This is a genomic window from Streptomyces sp. NPDC059037 (assembly GCF_042740015.1).
In the GTDB taxonomy this organism is placed as follows: Bacteria; Actinomycetota; Actinomycetes; order Streptomycetales; family Streptomycetaceae; genus Streptomyces.
Genome location: NZ_JBHYIG010000015.1, coordinates 14,048 through 28,332, shown reverse-complemented (window position 1 = coordinate 28,332; position 14,285 = coordinate 14,048). Strand labels below are relative to the sequence as shown.

Here is a 14,285-nt window from a genome sequence, read left to right as displayed (position 1 = left end):
CCGCGTGACCTCCCCCGCCGTACCTCCCGTAGGAGTTCCCTCATGCCCCCGACAGCCGAAGACAGCGGCGAGCAGGGGTCACCGGCCCCTGCGGCCTCGCCCCTCGACGGCCTTCCCAGCCTGCGTGGCGTCGCCCGTCCCTCCCTGTGGCTGCTGCTCGTCCCCGTCCTGCTGTACGGGTCCGCCCCGTTCGTCGCCAACCGCATCGAGCCCCGGATCCTCGGCGTCCCCTTTCTCCTCGCCTGGGTCATCGCCGCCACGGTGATCAGCCCGCTCGTCATCTGGCTCGCCGCCCGCCTCGACCCCGCCTACCGCTCGGGCGCCGTGGAACCCATCCCTGCCGACGATCCTGAAGGAGGCAGTCGATGAACGGGTCCGCAGCCATTGCGACGACCGTGTTCGGGATCGCCATGGCCGCCACCATCCTGATCGGGGTGTGGAGCGCCCGGGGCCGGTCCAAGGGGCTCGCCGAGTGGTCGGTCTCCAGCCGTGGCCTCGGGGTGCTCTTCATTTGGCTGCTGATGGCCGGCGAGACGTACACCAGTTTCTCGTTCCTGGGGACGGCCGGCTGGTCGTATTCGTTTGGCGCGCCGATCCTCTATCTCGTCGCGTATCTGACGGTGGGCTTCGCCGTCGCGTACGTCGTGGGGCCCGCGCTGTGGACGTACGCGAGCCGGCACGGGCTCATCTCGATCGCGGACATCGCCGAATTCCGGTTCCGCTCGCGGCCGGTGGGGATTCTCGTCGCTGTTGTCGCGACTGTCTTCATCGTCCCCTACATCCAGGTGCAGATTCAGGGCATGGGCGTCGTGGTGAACGCGATGACGTACGGCCATGTCGATCTGAAGGTCGCGGCCGTCATCTCTTTTGTGGTGGCCGAGGTCTTCATCCTTGTTTCTGGGCTGCGCGGGTCGGCGTGGGTGAGCGTGCTCAAGGACATGCTGGTGATCGTCGCTGTCGTGTTCCTCGCCGTGTACATCCCTATGCACTACCTGGGTGGCTTCGGCGACTTCATGCAGCGCATGGTGAGCGAGAAGCGTGAGTGGCTGACCTTTCCGGGGCATGAGTCCGGCGGGCGTGACGGTGTGTGGTTCCTGAGCACCGTGGTGCTCAACGCCGTGACGATCACCATCTTCCCGACCACGGTTGCCGGTTACCTCAGCGCGAAGAGTCCCAACGCGCTGCGGCGCAACGCGCTGCTGCTGCCTTGGTACCAACTGCTGTTGTTCGTGCCGATGGTGGTCGGTGCCACGGCGTTGTTCGTGATGCCGACCCTCGGCAATCCCGACTTGGCCCTCTTCAGCCTGGTGACTGACTCGCTGCCCTCGCCCGTCGTCGCGCTCATCGGTGTCGCGGGCGCGCTGTCGGCGATCGTGCCGATGAGTGTCTTCATGCTTTCGATCGGTACGTTGTGGGGCCGTACCGTTTTGGGCGGCGGTAACGGTGCTGATCCGCGGGCCCGGCGTCGTGTTCTCGGGAAGGCTGGAGATGCCAGTGATATACGGACCAAGCGGTTGTCCCAACTGGTCTGTGTCGTCGCCGGGTTGATCGCCCTTGCCGGCAGTCTGTTCTATCCGAACACGCTTGTTGAGTTGTCGGTGCTGTCGTACGAGGGGCTTGCGCAGCTCGTGCCCGTTGTGCTGCTTGCCTTGTACTGGCGGCGGTTGACTGCGCGGGCCGCTGTTGCGGGGATGGTGGCTGGGCTTGCGGTGATGACGGGGTTGTGGGCGACCGAGAATGACCCCTTCCTGGGGGTGAATGGCGGCATCATCGCGCTCGCGGTCAATTTGGTTGTGGTGGTTGTTGTCGTCAGGCTGGCGCAGCGCGCCGCAGGGCCGTGGCGCAGGGGAGTGAGTGGCGGATGACGGAGTATGAGGTCCCGGGGCTTGTCGAGCCCGTGGAGATTGTGATTGATCAGTGGGGCGTGCCTCATGTGTATGCCGCTTCGCAGGGCGACCTCTTCCTCGCCCAAGGATTCAACGCCGCGCGTGATCGGCTCTTCCAGCTCGATCTGTGGCGCCGTCGTGGACTCGGGCTGCTTGCCGAGGCGTTGGGGGAGCGGTACGTCGAACATGACCGTGCGGCACGGCTGTTCCTCTACCGGGGTGACATGGCTGAGGAGTGGCGTGCCTACGGTGATGACACAGAGCGGGTGACGGCGGCGTTCGTGCGCGGCATCAATGCCTATGTGGCGCTGTGTCGTGAGGATGATCGTCATCTTCCGCCGGAGTTCGCCGAGTTGGGGTACATCCCGGCCTACTGGGATCCGTCCGACGTGGCCCGCATCCGCAGCCACGGCCTCCAGTACAACCTGCGAGACGAGGTCGCCCGCGCTCTCACCCTGCGCGATCACGGGCCCGGTGCGGAGGAGCTGCGTCGCCGCCGTGAGCCCGCGCCGCACCAACTGCGCGTCCCCGAAGGGCTGGACCTGTCCGTCATCCCGGACGATGTCCTGCGCGTGTACGAGATGGCCACCACGCCCCCGTGGGCGGCGGACGCAGCTCCCCGCCAGGGCCTGGACGGGTCCAACAACTGGGTCATCGCCCCGTCCCGCACCGCCACCGGCCGCCCGCTGCTCGCCAACGACCCGCACCGCGCCGTCACCCTGCCCGCCCTGCGCTATCTGGCGCACCTCTCGGCGCCCGGCATCGACGTCATCGGTGCGGGCGAACCGGCCCTGCCCGGCATCTCCATCGGTCACAACGGTCAGATCGCGTTCGGCCTGACGATTTTCCCGATCGATCAGGAGGATCTGTACGTCTACCGCACGGATCCCGATGATCCGCACGCGTACTGGTACCAGGGGCAGTGGGAGGCGATGACCCGGGTTACGGAGGAGATCCCGGTGTGTGGTGGTGACCCGGTCACCACCGACTTGTGGTTCACCCGTCATGGGCCCGTCATTCGCGAACTCCCGGACAAGAACGCCGCGTTCGCGGTCCGTGCCGCCTGGCTCGGGCCGGGTATGGCCCCCTATCTGGGCAGCATGGACTACATGCGGGCGGAGAGCCCGGATGCGTTCGTTGCGGCCATGCGCCGTTGGGGTGCCCCCGGTGAGAATCAGGTCTACGCGGCCCCGGACGGGACCATCGGCTGGCGCCCCGCCGGTCGTGTCCCCGTCCGCCGGGGCTGGGACGGCACCCTGCCGGTCCCGGGCGACGGCCGTTACGAGTGGGACGGCTTCCTGGATGTCGAGGAGCTGCCGTCGGAGCGTGACCCGGAGCAGGGCTGGTTCGCCACCGCCAACCAGCTGAATCTGCCGCCCGATTACCCGAACGACGAGAAGACGGTGACGTACGACTGGTACGCCGCCACCCGCCACGACCGCATCAGTGAGGAGCTCGGCGCGCGCACCGGGTGGACCGTCGAAGAGTGTGTTCGGCTGCAGACCGACTATGTGAGTCTGCCCGCCCGGCGCGTTCAGCGGCTGCTCGGAGGATTGGAGAGCGGCGATCCCGTGGTGGCCGACGCCCTCGGACTGCTGCGTGACTGGGACGCGCGGCTCACCGCCGAGTCCCCGGCCGCCGCCCTCTTCGAGGTCTGGTACCGGCGTCATCTGCGGCCCGCCCTCCTGGAGCGGGCGCTCGACGGGATGGTGGGGGAGGGGCAGCGGCAGCGGGCCCTTGCCCGGGTGCTGCCCGTGGAGGATGCCGCAGCTGATCCCCGCGTCGATCTTGAACTGCTTGAGGGCGATCCGGATCCCGCGCTGTTGCTCCGCACGCTTGCCGACGCCGTCGGTGAGTTGGGGCGGCTGCTCGGGCCCGACCCCGGCGGATGGGCCTGGGGTGCGCTGCACCAGGCCCAGCTGCGGCATCCCATCGCCGGCCTGCTCGACGGGCCCGCCCCGGAGTGGGCCTCTCTGGGGCCCGTCCCGCGCGGCGGCAGTGGGGACACCGTGGGGGCCGCCGCCTATGGGCCCGGCTTTCGGCAGACCGCCGGGGCCACCTTCCGGATCGTTGTCGACGTCGGCTCCTGGGACGACTCCGTGGCCATGAACTCGCCGGGGCAGTCCGGTGTTCCGGGCAGTGAGCATTACGAGGATCTGTTCGGGGCCTGGGCCGCCGACGGTTCCTTTCCGCTGTTGTACTCCCGTGCCGCCGTGGAGAAAGGGGCGCGGCGGACGATCACCCTGCTGCCGTCCGCCGCGCACCTGGGCAGGCAGGAGACTCAGCCCGCCGAACCGAACGGCACATAGTCCACCTCGTACCCGAAATAACGCGGGCCGGTCAGTGCCAGGCCGTCCGGCGTGGTCCAGCGTGGGTCGCAGGGGGCGGCCACGATGCTGACGCGCAGGCCGTAGCGCAGGCCCTCCGTGGTGATCGGGTCGCCTGTTCCGCTGTCCAGGACGCAGATCAGGTCCGGCGTCGTCGTCACGGTCACGCCGTCCCTGACCGCCATCAAGTGCTCGTTCTGGAAGGCGAGTTCGAGCACCTTGTCGGTGTCGGGGCCGGTGCCCTCTATGCGGGCCCGGCCCCGCGCGAAGCCCCGTTCCGTGCGTCGGCCGACATCGACCACCTTGCCCGTCAGGAGCGCCCTGCCGCCGAGCACCCTCCGAGCCGCCGCCACCGGGCCGGTGTGCGCGGCCCGCGCCGTGCGTACCGCCGCACCCAGCCGCTCGGCGAGCGAGAGCGTCGCCGGGACCAGGCCGGCGGCGAGCTGGTCGCCGCGCAGCACGGTGTCCGCGCAGGCGATCTGGCAGCCGAGTTCCACGCACACCGCTCGCCCGATCCGCTCGGCCGTGTGGTTGTCGACCGCCTCGATGATGATGGTGTTGCCCTTGTCGTCGGCCAGCGCCATCGGGGAGTTGGTGACCCCGATCAGGCCCGGCAGCACCATCTGTGCCTCGGGGAACGCCCGCCCCATCGCGTCCCCGTCCACGATCGGCAGACCCGACCGCGCGGCGCAGGCGATCGGGAGCATCGAGTTGACCCCGCCGATCTCGATCGGCGCGATGTGCGTCGCCGGGCGGCCGATGTGTCTTTCCAGCGCGCGCAACGCGGCCAGTTCCTCCAGGCCGTTCGGTACGCGCTCTAGGAGGACCGTCGGGGCGCCCATCCCCGATATCGGGACGACGGTCGCGTCGGCCGGCACCTCGTCGATGGCGACGACCCGCACCGGGCCGTGCGCCCGGATCGCCTCGTGGGCCAGCAGCTTGCCGATGTACGGGTCGCCGCCCCCGCCCGTGCCGAGGATGCCCGCGCCGCGCGCGATGTCGTCGAGGTTGCCGAGGGTGATCTCACGCATGCGCGGTCGCCCGGTCGGAGCGACGGACCGACGCCCCGGTGATCCGCGCCGGATCGAGATCGCCGACCGCCTTGACCCGGATGCGTGTCGCGCCGCCGGGCAGATAGGCGAGCGGCACCTCCTCGATGTCGACGACGCGTACGCTGCCGGGGCGCGCCCCGGCGTCCCGCGCCCGCTCCACCGCCTCGTCGCGGGCCCCGGCGAGCACCGAATCCCGCCGCCCCTCCGGGACTTGGTAGACCCGGTCGACCTCCCCGCCGACCTGGGTGATCGCCGCACCGACCGCATTGGCCACGTCGAAGTGGCGTGGCCGGCGCACATCGGCGAAGCCGGGCAGCGCGTCGGGGACCAGGACGGAGCCGCCCCCGACCGCCACGACCGGCAGCGCGGCGGCCGAGGTGCGCATCCGGTCGACGCTCTCGGCGAGCCGCCCGGCGATCCTGTCGAGGGCGTACTTGGTGAATTCCTGTTGCAGATGGGCCACTTGGCTGCGGTCCCCGACCTCGGCCAGGCCCGCTGCGACCGCGAGATCCGTCGCCGTCAGTGTCGTACCGCCGAAGACCAGGGCCTCCTCGGTGAGCCGGTGGCCCACCGACCGCGGGCCGGTCTCCCCGTCCGGCGAGACGAGCGAGCCGCCGCCGATGCCCAGCGAAAGGACGTCGGGGGCGCGGAAGTTGGTGCGGATCCCCGCTGCCCTGCTCTCGCCCGCCGCCTCGCGCGGAAAGCCCCCGCTGAGGATGCCGACGTCGGCCGTGGTGCCGCCCACGTCGACGACCGCGCAGTCGCCGAGCCCGGAGAGGAAGGCCGCGCCCCGCATCGAATTGGTCGGCCCCGACGCGAACGTCGCCACCGGATAGGCGCGAGCGAAGTCGACGTCCATCAGCGTCCCGTCGTTCTGCGAGAGGAAGAACGGCGCGGTGACCGACACCTCCGCGAGCGCCTTGCCGAGCGACTCGACGATGACGACCGCCAGATCCCGCAGGGCCGCGTTGATGATCGTGGCGTTCTCGCGGGCGAGGAGTCCGACCCGGCCCAGCTCGTGGGAGAGCGAGAAGTGCGTGCCCACGGCCAGCTCGGCCCGCAGGATCTCGGCCGCGCGCCGCTCGTCCTCCTCCGCGGCCGGCGAGAACACCGATGAGACGGCCACGGAGGTGAGCCCGCGCGCCGCGATGTCCGCCGCGGCCCGTTTCAGTTCCTCCGGGTCGAGCGGCGAAAGCGGACGCCCGTCGAACTCCCTTCCGCCGTGGCAGAGATAGCCGTGCCCGCCGACGGCGGCCCGCTGCCGCTCGGGCCAGTCCGTCATGGGCGGAAGGGCGGCCGTGGCGGGCAGCCCCAGACGCACGGCAGCCACGGGTGCGAGGCGGGCGCCCTCGATGAGCGCGTTGAGGAAGTGCGTGGTACCGATCATCACCGCCGTGACGGACTCGACGGGCGGATCCAGGGCCCGGACGGCGGCGGTGACCCCGGAGGTGATGTCGGACGTGGTGGGCGACTTGGCGGTGGCGAGCACGCGGTCGTCGCCCCCGAGGAGTGCGGCGTCGGTGTTGGTCCCCCCGACGTCGATGCCGATACGCATGGTGGTGGAGTCCTTCGTGTGAGGGCAGTTGACGCGTAGTACGGACGTGACGCTCGCCGTGATCAACCAGCCGGCGCGACGCGCCTTTCGGAAGGGCGGCATCTACCCTCGGACGTCGACCGCCGCCATCTGGAGCCCCGTACGTCCCCCCTCGTACGGGCGGCGTGAAGCCGGAAGCGGCGCTACCCACCACTGGTAGTCGCCGCCCACTCATCCGGCCAGAGCAGAGACGGTCGTCTACGGGAAGCGGGGCTTCTCCGGGGCCATCGACCGCCTGGTGCCCTCCGACGCGAGCCGCGCGTCGATCTCCTCCTTCGAGAGATAGACGTCGGTGCGCTCGAAGTCCCTGAGCGTGGCCGGGCGTTGGGCCTGGAAGCCGGTGCGTACGTAGTCGTTGCCCGCGACCGCGTTCAGGCCCCAGTTCGCCGCCGTGCGGAAGCGCGCGGTGAGGGTGCGCAGCGCGCCCAGGTGGTAGCCGCGCGCCACGATCTGCGCGGGCAGGCCCGTCAACTGCACGCCCAGCGGCTTCGACACGGCCTGGGTGCCGCCGAGGTCGACGACCAGGCCCATGTCCTTGTGCCGGTAGTCGGTCAGCGGGTCGCCGTGCAGCGCCGCGGTGATGTTCTTCGCGGCGGCCCACCCCTGCCGCATGGCGTGCTGCGCGGTCGGCGGGCAGATCGCGTCGCCGCCCTTGGCGAGGTCCGGCACGGCCGCCGCGTCGCCGAGCGCGAACACCCCGTCGAGGCCGGGCACCGTCAGATCAGGGCGCACCACCAGTCGGCCCCGGTCGGTCTCGGCGCCCAGCGTGGCGATGAGCGGGCTCGGCGCGACACCCGCGGTCCAGATCAGTGTGCGGCACGGCAGCACGCGCCCGTCGGTGAGCGTGACGCAGTCCTCGGTCGCCTTGGCCACCGAGACCCCGAGGGACACGTTCACGCCGCGGCGCCGCAGGATGGCGAGGGCCTTCTCGCCGAGCCGGTCGCCCAGTTCGGGCATCAACTTCGGTGCGATGTCCACCAGATGCCACTTGATCAGCGACGCGTCGAGCCCCGGATACCGCTGCACGGCGGCACTGGTGAGCCGCTGCAGACAGGCCGCCGTCTCCGTCCCCGCGTACCCGCCGCCGACGACGACGAACTGCAGCCGTGACGCGCGCTCGGCCCGGTCCGATGTCGTCGCCGCCAGGTCGAGCTGCGCGATCACGTGGTCGCGGATCCACGCGGCCTCGGCCAGCGTCTTGACGCCCACGGCGTGGGTGTCGACACCGGGGATGTCGAACTGCCGCGTCACGCTGCCCGGCGTGAGCACCAGGTAGTCGTAACGCTCCACGACCTCCTCGCCGTTGATCTTCCGTACGATCACGGCCTTCGCGTGCGGGTCCACGCCGATCGCCCCGCCCGGCACGATCACCGTGCGCCGCAGCATCCGGCGCAGCGGCACCGCCACCGCCTGCGGGGTGAGCACGCCCGCCGCGACATGCGGAAGCAGCGGCAGATACAGCTGGCTGTCCTGCGGGCTGACGAGCCGCAGCTGGGCGTCGCTCGCCTTGAGCGTCCGCTCCAGCTTGTGCGCGCACTCCATACCGGCGAATCCACCGCCGACGATCAGAATCCGGGGAGGCTGCATTCGAGGTCCCTCCAGGGGTGTGGGCTCAGGACGGCGTCGGCACCGTCGGGCGGCGACATACGGGTCTCCTCGAAGAGGCGTCCGGCTCATCCTCCGCCGAGGCGCCCGGCGCCGCATGTCGGGTACGTACGCCGGGCGGGTTCCCCCTACCCCGGAAGTCAGCCGCCGGACCCGCTGAGACGCCTGAAATCCCACCAACTGCTCCTTGCCCTGCGGAAAGTGGCAGTACAGCGATGCAGGCGCCTCAGATCCCCGGCCGGAAACGGATCGGGTGATCGTCCGGGACTTCGACGACGACGATCTTGACGCCGTCCGGGTCCGCGATCCACATCTCGATCAGACCCCAGGGCTCCTTCAGCGGCGGCCGTGTCACCTCCACGCCGCGCTCCACGAGCTCCGCGTGGGCCGCCCGCGCGTCCGGAACCTGGAGCCACAGCTGCAGGCCGGGGGATGGCGGGCTCTCGGAGCGGCCGGAGACCTCGATGAAGCCGCCGCCCAGGAAGTAGACCGTGCCGCGCTCGGGGCCCGTGCCGAACTCGCGGTAGACGGCCAGGCCGAGCGCCTCGCCGTAGAAGGCGCGCGAGCGCTCGGGGTCGGTGGGGTGGAGCAGGATCCTGCTGCTCAGTACGTGCACCATGCAGCCGCACCTTAGCGGCGGGTTACCCTCGGCGGTGCGCAGCCCGCGCCGCGCCCAGAGCCGCGTCAGAGAACGGAGCACCCGACCCATGGACACCGCACCGCGCCCCAGCACCAGTGACCTCGTCTTCCGGGACGCCACCGACGCGGACGTCGACACGCTCGTCGCACTGATCGAATCGGCGTACCGCGGTGACACCAGCCGGACCGGCTGGACCACGGAGGCGGACATCCTGGAGGGGCAGCGCACCGACCCCCAGGGCGTCGTCGATGTCATCAAGTCGCCCACGAGCAAGCTGCTCACGGTGGAGCGCGACGGCCGGGTCGTCGCCTGCTGCCAGCTCGAACACCGCGGTACGCACGCCTACTTCGGGATGTTCGCGGTGAGCCCGGAGCTCCAGGGCGCGGGCCTCGGCAAGGTCATCATCGCGGAGGCCGAGCGGACCGTCCGCGAGGCGTGGGGTGCCCGTGAGATGCACATGACCGTGATCTCCGTACGCGACGACCTCATCGCCTGGTACGAGCGGCGCGGCTACCGCCGTACGGGAGAGATGACTCCCTTCCCGTACGGCGATGAGCGCTTCGGCATTCCGCAACGCGCCGACCTGCAGTTCGAGCTGCTGGTCAAGCCGCTGGCCTGAGGGTCAGGCCGTGAAGCGGCCCGTCCGCTTGATCTCCGGATAGTCCGTCGTCGCGCCGTCCAGCTGCAGCGCGCGCACCAGGCGCAGATCGTCCTGGGTGTTCACGACCCAGCCGATGATCCGCAGGTCGGCCTTCTTGGCCCGCTCGACGATCTCCAGCGTCAGGCGCCGGATGTTCAGTACGAGGGTGGTGGCGCCGACCGCCGTGGCGCGCTCCACGACGTCGGTGCCGTAGCGGCTCGCGACGAGCGCGGTGCGTACGCCGGGGACCAGGCGCGCGATCTCGGCGATCGCGTCGTCGTGGAAGGAGATCACCTCAACCCGCGACACAAGATCGCGGCGGTGCATGACCTCGGCGAGGGCGCGCGCGGCCGCCACGTCCTTGATCTCGGCCTGCAGCGGAGCCTTCACGGCGTCCAGGACCTCTTCGAAGACCGGGATGCGCTCGCCGCGCCCCGCGTCAAGATCCCGCAGTTCGGCCAGGGTCTTCTCGGCGATCGGTCCCTTGCCGTCGGTCGTACGGGCCACGTCGGCGTCGTGCATGACGACGAGGGCGCCGTCCTTGCTCAGATGCAGATCGAGCTCGATGAGATCGAGGCCCGCGGCTTGCGCGGCGATGAAGGAGCGGAGGGTGTTCTCGGGTTCGACACCCATGACCCCGCGATGACCGATGGTGAGGAAGTTCAAGGTTCACTCGCTTCCGTCGACGGCGGCTCGGCGGCCGCGGGGCTGAGGACGGAGGAAAGCCACGCGGCAAGGTCGCAGCCTAATGGCCCGCCTCCGCGATGGAACCGCCCGTACGCGGCCGGCCGGAAGAATCGGAGTCGTTCGCTCTGCTTCCCATGATGCCGAGGATGAGGCCGGTGATGACGGCGGCGACAAGGACTGCGCGGGTGCTCACAGGTGCACTGCTCCGTACGGCGGGGTCGGCTGACCCGCCCCGTCCTACCGGCCGGCGGCCCGTCGCCGCGAGCCGCTTCACCCGTGGGTGGGCGAGTCCTCCAGGGGTTGACCGGGCGCCGCGGGAGCGGTGTTCTCCGTGGGGCTTGAGGGGTCGGTGAGGCCTGCGAGGTCGTCGAGCATCGCCTCGGCCAGGCCGATCTCCGCCTCCAGGCGCCGCGCGCTCCAGCGCAGCGCGATCTGCGGATGCGACCAGGCCTCGACGCCATCGGCGCGGTCGAGCGCCTCGCGCACTTGCGCCAGCTCGCCCTTCGTACGGGCGATGTGCTCGTGCACCCGTGCCCGCAGTTCGTCCGGCTCCGCGAGATGCCCGAGCCAGACCCTCAGGAGCAGCGGATGCTTGAGCACCGGCGGCCCCACGTCCTCGGCGCCGCCCGCCCACCCGGCGAGCGCGGCACGGCCCGTCTCGGTGATGGCGTACGTGCGCTTGGTGCGCGGTTCCTCGGGTCCCGAGCGCCGCGACGTGGCGTAGCCGAGGCCTTCGAGGCGGCGCAGCTCGGCGTAGATCTGACTGATGGCGGGCGACCAGTAGAAGAAGCGGAGCGAGGCGTCCGCCCACTTCTTGAGCTCGTAGCCGGTCCGCTCGCCGGGGAAGGAGAGCAGGCCGAGCACGGCCCATGCGGTCGGCGGCAGCTCATCGGGCCGCTGGGGCGAGGGCGAACGCGGGGCGGAACCAGGGACTGCCATATGACTGATTGAAGGGAACGCGGGGCCGTCGGCGCAAGACATGTGCGGTGCGGACCGCCCGCGGGGGTAGGAGAGGAGCATGAACGATCCATCGGGGCGGCGCGCCCGCCGGCTGCTGAGCGCCACCGACCACTTCGTGTTCCACCATGTGGCCGCCCGCTCCTGGCCGGCCGCTGAGCCCGTGCTGCCCCGGCTGAGCCGGAGCGCCGACCGCGGGCTGCTGTGGTGCGGGATCGCCGCCGGGATGTGGGCGTTCGGCGGCGCACGGGGCAGGCGGGCCGCGGTGCGCGGCATCACCTCGCTGGCGCTCGCCTCGGTCACGGTCAACACGCTGGGCAAGCGCGCGGTGCGCCGAAGCAGGCCGGTCCGCGACGCGGTGCCGGTGATACGGCATCTGGCCCGGCAGCCGGTGACCAGCTCCTTCCCGTCCGGGCACGCGGCATCGGCGGCTGCCTTCGCCACTGGCGTCGCGCTGGAGTCGCGGACCCTGGGCGCGGCCGTGGCGCCGGTCGCCTGGTCGGTGGCGTTCTCCCGCGTCTACACCGGCGTGCACTACCCCGGCGACGTCCTGGTCGGCGCCGCCATCGGCGCGGGCGCCGCCTTCGCGGTGCGCGGCCTCGTACCCTCCCGTGCGCAGCTGCCGCCGCCCGCGCGGCCCCGGACGGACGCGCCCGCGCTGCCGGACGGCGAGGGCCTGGTGGTCGTGGTCAACCCGTCGTCCGGCAGCCAGCCGCAACTGGTCGATCCCGTACGGCAGTTGAAGAGCGCACTGCCCCGCGCCGATGTGGTCCTCTACGAGGACGAGGCCGGACCGCTCCCCAGTGTGATCGAGGAGGCCGCCAAAGACGCGGCCGGGCGCGGCGGTGTGCTCGGCGTGTGCGGGGGCGACGGCACGGTGAACGCCGCCGTCGCACCGGCGCTGCGGCACAAGGTGCCGCTGATGGTGCTGCCCGGCGGGACGTTCAACCACTTCGCGGCGGACCTGGGCGTCGACACCGTGGCGGACGCCTGCGCTGCCCTCGCCGACGGCAGCGCCGTCCGCGCCGACGTCGGCCGGATCAGGCCGCAGGCCGGGGCGGAGCCGGACGACGGGACGTACTCCGACCCGGTGTACTTCCTCAACACGTTCAGCCTCGGCGCCTACCCCGATCTCGTACGCATCAGAGAGCACTGGTCACCCAGGATCGGCGGGCCGCCCGCGACCCTGCTCGGCGTCGCCCGGATCGTGCGCACGGGCCGTCCGCTGCGCGCGGTGGTGAACGGACGGGGCCGCTCCCTGTGGCTGCTCTTCGCGGGCAACGGCGCCTACCGCAGCGCCGGTATCGCCCCTGTGCGCCGGCATGACCTCGCCGACGGCCTCCTTGACGTCCGCATCGCGCACGGCGGGCACTTCGCGCGCAGCCGCCTCCTGGTCGCAGCGCTGGCCGGACAGCTGGCGAGGACCCGTGTGTACGCCTCCGCGCGGCCCCAGCGCCTGGCCGTCTCCGGCCTGCCGGCCGACACACCGATGGCGTACGACGGCGAAGTCGCCCCCGCTCCCACGGCGCTGCTCGTCGACAAACTCCCCGAGGCGCTCACCGTGTACCGGCCGACGCCCGGCTGACGCGGCGCGGCCGTTACGCCATGCGGCGCAGTCGGCGTGCGCCCGCGGCCCGCCGCCGTTGTGCTGTCGGGCATGCGCTACGACATAGACAGCCCGCGTGAAGCGGGCACGACACGACGTGACGTACTGAGCGTCGCCGCGGCCCTCCTGGCCGGCGGCGCCCTCACGGTGGCGGGCCCCGCGCCGCACGCGGCCGCGGAGTCCGACGGAGGCTGCGGCGTCGGCTACGACGAGGAGTTCGAGGAGGCCCTGGCCGAGGCGGACGAGGCGACCCCGGACACCCGTGACCTCGCCCCGCAAGGACCTCCCGGCAGATTCGCCCTGCCGCTGCGCAGACGGTTCCGGGTCACCGCCCGCTACGGAGTGCGCGGCAACTGGATCGCGGGACACCACACCGGCATCGACCTCGCCGTGCCCCGGGGCACCCCCGTGCACGCGGTCGGCGCGGGCACCGTGGTCCTGGCGCGCTGGTCGGGGGCGTACGGCAAGGCGGTGACGGTGCGTCTGCGGGACGGCCACTACGCGGTGTACGCGCATCTCTCGCGCATCGCGGTCCGCCAAGGGGCCCGCATCGGCACCGGCGACCGTCTTGGCCGCAGCGGCGCCACAGGCCGCGCCACCGGACCACACCTTCACCTGGAGATCCGGACCCGCCGCGGCTACGGCTCGGACATCAACCCGGTCACCTACCTGGCGAGGCGGGGCGCCCGGCTGCTGTGAGGCCGGGGCGGGCCCGCCTTCCAGGAGCGCGGTCACAGGGCCCGGTGACGTCGGAGTTACTGTCGAGTAGGGTCTGCCTCCCGTCACTTGAGGAGGCCGTATGTCGCTCGTGCCGCGTTCCCCTTTGCTCCTGGCCGGTCTGCTGGCCGGGTCCGGGGTCGCCCACTTCGCCGCCCCGAAGCCGTTCGACGCGACCATTCCGCGCGCCCTGCCCGGCTCGCCGCGGACCTGGACGTACGCGAGCGGCGCGGTCGAGCTGGCGCTCGCGGCCGGAGTGGCGCTGCCCCGCACCCGGCGCACCGCGGCGCTGGCCACGGCGGCGTTCTTCGTGGGCGTGTTCCCCGCCAACGTCCAGATGGCGGCCGACTGGCGCCACCGCCCCGCCCCGCTCAGGGCCGCCGCACTCGGCCGCCTCCCGCTCCAGGTCCCGCTCGTGCTGTGGGCCAGGAACGTGGCAGGGGCGGCGCGGGGCGAAAGGGCCGCGTGACGGGGGCAGACCGGCCGCGCCGAACCGGGGCGCTGCGCCAGTGACTTGAGATCGCGCACGCCGCTTCCAGGGACTTCTCGGCCGGCGGCTTCGCCCGGGAACGCG

General features: G+C 71.6%; 14 protein-coding genes. 7 read left to right on the top strand and 7 right to left on the bottom strand.

The window, feature by feature from the left end:
• The first annotated feature begins 42 nt into the window (after window positions 1–42).
• The 3 genes from ACFWY6_RS05555 to ACFWY6_RS05545 are packed head-to-tail and all read left to right on the top strand — an operon-like array spanning window position 43 to window position 4,195.
• Window positions 43–369, top strand: coding sequence for a DUF3311 domain-containing protein (locus ACFWY6_RS05555; RefSeq protein ID WP_384686667.1), 327 nt, complete (start codon window positions 43–45; stop codon window positions 367–369).
• Window positions 366–1,865 carry a sodium:solute symporter gene (locus tag ACFWY6_RS05550; RefSeq protein WP_384686665.1) on the top strand — a complete coding sequence of 500 codons (1,500 nt, stop codon included), beginning with the start codon at window positions 366–368 and terminating at the stop codon, window positions 1,863–1,865. Before ACFWY6_RS05555 ends, ACFWY6_RS05550 begins: the two co-directional genes overlap by 4 nt.
• Window positions 1,862–4,195 carry a penicillin acylase family protein gene (locus ACFWY6_RS05545; protein ID WP_384686663.1) on the top strand — a complete coding sequence of 778 codons (2,334 nt, stop codon included), beginning with the start codon at window positions 1,862–1,864 and terminating at the stop codon, window positions 4,193–4,195. Before ACFWY6_RS05550 ends, ACFWY6_RS05545 begins: the two co-directional genes overlap by 4 nt.
• Here ACFWY6_RS05545 and ACFWY6_RS05540 read toward each other — a convergent pair.
• The 4 genes from ACFWY6_RS05540 to ACFWY6_RS05525 all read right to left on the bottom strand — a co-directional run bounded on the left by ACFWY6_RS05540 (window position 4,168) and on the right by ACFWY6_RS05525 (window position 9,083).
• Window positions 4,168–5,244 carry a DUF917 domain-containing protein gene (locus ACFWY6_RS05540; protein WP_384686662.1) on the bottom strand — a complete coding sequence of 359 codons (1,077 nt, stop codon included), beginning with the start codon at window positions 5,242–5,244 and terminating at the stop codon, window positions 4,168–4,170. The genes ACFWY6_RS05545 and ACFWY6_RS05540 overlap by 28 nt on opposite strands.
• On the bottom strand, window positions 5,237–6,820 hold the full coding sequence (locus ACFWY6_RS05535) for a hydantoinase/oxoprolinase N-terminal domain-containing protein (protein WP_384686660.1): 1,584 nt from the start codon (window positions 6,818–6,820) through the stop codon (window positions 5,237–5,239). The genes ACFWY6_RS05540 and ACFWY6_RS05535 overlap by 8 nt, the downstream gene beginning before the upstream one ends.
• 237 nt (window positions 6,821–7,057) lie before the next feature.
• Complete coding sequence (locus ACFWY6_RS05530; RefSeq protein WP_384686658.1) at window positions 7,058–8,446, bottom strand: NAD(P)/FAD-dependent oxidoreductase; 1,389 nt, start codon at window positions 8,444–8,446, stop codon at window positions 7,058–7,060.
• A gap of 244 nt (window positions 8,447–8,690) precedes the next feature.
• Entirely contained in the window at window positions 8,691–9,083 is a 393-nt protein-coding gene (locus ACFWY6_RS05525; protein WP_360771098.1) for a VOC family protein, read from the bottom strand.
• Between the two features lie 88 nt (window positions 9,084–9,171).
• Here ACFWY6_RS05525 and ACFWY6_RS05520 point away from each other — a divergent pair, with 88 nt between their 5' ends.
• Window positions 9,172–9,723 carry a GNAT family N-acetyltransferase gene (locus ACFWY6_RS05520; RefSeq protein ID WP_384686656.1) on the top strand — a complete coding sequence of 184 codons (552 nt, stop codon included), beginning with the start codon at window positions 9,172–9,174 and terminating at the stop codon, window positions 9,721–9,723.
• Between the two features lie 3 nt (window positions 9,724–9,726).
• Here the strand turns inward: ACFWY6_RS05520 and ACFWY6_RS05515 are convergent, their stop codons facing one another.
• The 3 genes from ACFWY6_RS05515 to ACFWY6_RS05505 all read right to left on the bottom strand — a co-directional run bounded on the left by ACFWY6_RS05515 (window position 9,727) and on the right by ACFWY6_RS05505 (window position 11,370).
• Entirely contained in the window at window positions 9,727–10,410 is a 684-nt protein-coding gene (locus ACFWY6_RS05515; protein WP_384686654.1) for a glycerophosphodiester phosphodiesterase, read from the bottom strand.
• Window positions 10,411–10,489: 79 nt separating this feature from the next.
• Window positions 10,490–10,624: a hypothetical protein gene (locus ACFWY6_RS05510; RefSeq protein ID WP_266869403.1), complete on the bottom strand. Its 135-nt coding sequence runs from the start codon at window positions 10,622–10,624 to the stop codon at window positions 10,490–10,492.
• A gap of 77 nt (window positions 10,625–10,701) precedes the next feature.
• Window positions 10,702–11,370 (bottom strand): PadR family transcriptional regulator, encoded by a 669-nt coding sequence (locus tag ACFWY6_RS05505; protein ID WP_384686652.1) that lies wholly within the window; start codon window positions 11,368–11,370, stop codon window positions 10,702–10,704.
• A 79-nt stretch (window positions 11,371–11,449) separates the two neighbouring features.
• Between ACFWY6_RS05505 and ACFWY6_RS05500 the strand changes: the two genes are divergently transcribed.
• The 3 genes from ACFWY6_RS05500 (at window position 11,450) to ACFWY6_RS05490 (ending at window position 14,180) form a co-directional block, all read left to right on the top strand.
• Window positions 11,450–12,973, top strand: coding sequence for a bifunctional phosphatase PAP2/diacylglycerol kinase family protein (locus ACFWY6_RS05500; protein ID WP_384686650.1), 1,524 nt, complete (start codon window positions 11,450–11,452; stop codon window positions 12,971–12,973).
• 72 nt (window positions 12,974–13,045) lie between these two features.
• Entirely contained in the window at window positions 13,046–13,693 is a 648-nt protein-coding gene (locus ACFWY6_RS05495) for a M23 family metallopeptidase (RefSeq protein WP_384686648.1), read from the top strand.
• A gap of 100 nt (window positions 13,694–13,793) precedes the next feature.
• Window positions 13,794–14,180, top strand: a complete 387-nt coding sequence (locus tag ACFWY6_RS05490; protein ID WP_384686646.1) for a DoxX family protein — start codon at window positions 13,794–13,796, stop codon at window positions 14,178–14,180.
• The last annotated feature ends 105 nt before the right edge of the window (window positions 14,181–14,285 follow it).

Excerpts from the sequence above, each read along its gene's own strand:
- ACFWY6_RS05555 (WP_384686667.1), top strand. The coding sequence starts at position 43 with ATGCCCCCGACAGCCGAAGACAGCGGCGAGCAGGGGTCACCGGCCCCT.
- ACFWY6_RS05550 (WP_384686665.1), top strand. The coding sequence starts at position 366 with ATGAACGGGTCCGCAGCCATTGCGACGACCGTGTTCGGGATCGCCATG.
- ACFWY6_RS05545 (WP_384686663.1), top strand. The coding sequence starts at position 1,862 with ATGACGGAGTATGAGGTCCCGGGGCTTGTCGAGCCCGTGGAGATTGTG.
- ACFWY6_RS05540 (WP_384686662.1), bottom strand. The coding sequence starts at position 5,244 with ATGCGTGAGATCACCCTCGGCAACCTCGACGACATCGCGCGCGGCGCG.
- ACFWY6_RS05535 (WP_384686660.1), bottom strand. The coding sequence starts at position 6,820 with ATGCGTATCGGCATCGACGTCGGGGGGACCAACACCGACGCCGCACTC.
- ACFWY6_RS05530 (WP_384686658.1), bottom strand. The coding sequence starts at position 8,446 with ATGCAGCCTCCCCGGATTCTGATCGTCGGCGGTGGATTCGCCGGTATG.
- ACFWY6_RS05525 (WP_360771098.1), bottom strand. The coding sequence starts at position 9,083 with ATGGTGCACGTACTGAGCAGCAGGATCCTGCTCCACCCCACCGACCCC.
- ACFWY6_RS05520 (WP_384686656.1), top strand. The coding sequence starts at position 9,172 with ATGGACACCGCACCGCGCCCCAGCACCAGTGACCTCGTCTTCCGGGAC.
- ACFWY6_RS05505 (WP_384686652.1), bottom strand. The coding sequence starts at position 11,370 with ATGGCAGTCCCTGGTTCCGCCCCGCGTTCGCCCTCGCCCCAGCGGCCC.
- ACFWY6_RS05500 (WP_384686650.1), top strand. The coding sequence starts at position 11,450 with ATGAACGATCCATCGGGGCGGCGCGCCCGCCGGCTGCTGAGCGCCACC.
- ACFWY6_RS05495 (WP_384686648.1), top strand. The coding sequence starts at position 13,046 with ATGCGCTACGACATAGACAGCCCGCGTGAAGCGGGCACGACACGACGT.
- ACFWY6_RS05490 (WP_384686646.1), top strand. The coding sequence starts at position 13,794 with ATGTCGCTCGTGCCGCGTTCCCCTTTGCTCCTGGCCGGTCTGCTGGCC.